At 32.0% G+C, this 1842-nt stretch carries 1 protein-coding gene and 1 pseudogene; one reads left to right on the top strand and one right to left on the bottom strand.

What is annotated here, in order from left to right; translation table 11 throughout:
* A pseudogene (locus BLQ19_RS21695) lies at positions 1–213 on the top strand (IS1182 family transposase); the annotation flags it as partial.
* 91 nt (positions 214–304) lie between these two features.
* Here BLQ19_RS21695 and BLQ19_RS20810 read toward each other — a convergent pair.
* Entirely contained in the window at positions 305–1588 is a 1284-nt protein-coding gene (locus tag BLQ19_RS20810) for an amidohydrolase (RefSeq protein WP_074539659.1), read from the bottom strand.
* Positions 1589–1842 lie beyond the last annotated feature (254 nt).

Genomic DNA, 1842 nt, shown 5'->3' with positions numbered 1-1842 from the left:
AAAATAAATACGCTAGGCTTAAAACAAGCCAATAAGGTGATGCACCTATCAGCAATAGCCTATAATTTGAAAAAGCACCTGAAATTCACTCAAAAACACGTAAAAAGTGGAGCAGGAATGGGGTCTTTATTCATTCTTCTAAAAAAGACCTTATATGCTGTAAAAAACTCATGTTTAAGCACCTCAAAAATAACCAATTACTTAACTAATTGAAAAATGAAACCGCCTTAAAAGGCGGTTATAAAGGCCATTATTTTATAAATTATGGAGTTGTGCAACGGTTACCCTTGTTGTGCATAGTGTTTTACTCGGTTTTGGTTCTTTCCAGAATTAATGATGAAAAGGACTTCACACCAGTTTTTATACATTCTTCATCTATTCTAAAGTTTGGTGCGTGGTTCATCGCAACTATTCCTTTTTCTTGATTAGAACCACCTAATAAAAAATATACCCCAGATACTTTTTGTTGAAAGTATATGAAATCGTCATTAAAATAAGGTATTTGACCATAATCCATTACAACAGTTCCATCTCCATAAACATCATTGAGAATATTTGTCGCCTCATCTGTCAATTTTTCATCGTTTAGTACAGTTGGGTTCTCTTGAATGTATGATGTAGACATGAATTTATCTTTGAATTCTGAATTGCTTATTATTTGTTCAATTTTTGGTAAAATATTTGACAAATTGGATTTGTTTGTTTCATATAACCAAGCTTTTATTTTCAATTGATTTTTGTCTTCTTCTAAAACGAAATTTTCCTCCATAAAAAGATAGTCTTTGAAAATAGTGTTTGTGTTCGTTAATCCAACGATAGAGTCAAATGCTTTTGGAATTTCCCAAGGATTTAGACTATCTTTTTTTCGTAAAAATTCGCTTCTTATTTTACCGTAGAGCGTTTCCGCATCGTCTCCTGAGAACGTTTCGTTAAATGTAATCTGTATTATTTTTTGATAGGCAAAAAGTTCATTTGGTTTAACCATTATCTGACCGACTGGTAATGCAGTTACGTGTAATGCATATATTTCGTCAAGGTTCATTTCTGAAAATAGATTACTGTTAACCATATTTTTTGCACCAACAAAAGTTTCTTCTTCAGGTTGAAATATGAAATATATTGTTCCTTCAATTGATTCTTTGTTTTTAGATAGTACTTCAGCTATACCAAGTCCAATTGCAATATGAACATCGTGTCCACAACCGTGTTGTATTCCTTTATTTTTTGATTTATATGATACTTGGTCGGCAAAGTCATTTGGTATAGCGTCCATATCAGCTCGCCAAGCTATACTTTTACCTTCTTTTCCACCTTTTAAGATTCCAACGACACCATAACCTGCGACACCTTTTTTAACTTCCAATCCTAAATTCGATAAATATTCAGCAATGATTTTAGAAGTTCTTTTTTCATTACCAGCCAATTCGGGGTATTCGTGTAAATCTCTTCTGATTTTAACCAAACTATCGAAAATTTCGTTTGTCTGTTTTTCTATTTTTTGGTGGATGGATTGCTCGTTTGAAAAATCACATCCAATTACAATAATTGATAGAATTACTAATTCTATTAAGTGACTTTTAAATTTCATATTTTGATGTTAGTTCTATTATTTTTGCATTATGCACAACGTTAAATATATGGCAAGTTGGGCTGAAAACAAGCGATTACTTTCGGTTAAGCCACAAGCCAAATCTTTTTATTTTGTTTTAATTTTTCTTTAAACCAAATCAAAAGATTTGGCGACTTTACAAATAAACACTAACCTTTCGATTAAGCACTAATCGCCCTATTTGCTATATATAGTGTGTGTGCCCAGCATGGGCATCTTTTGTTTACCGAAAG

Origin of the sequence: Cellulophaga baltica (assembly GCF_900102165.1) — a bacterium.
Taxonomy (GTDB): Bacteria; Bacteroidota; Bacteroidia; order Flavobacteriales; family Flavobacteriaceae; genus Cellulophaga; species Cellulophaga baltica.
This window is presented reverse-complemented; position numbering and strand designations above follow the sequence as displayed.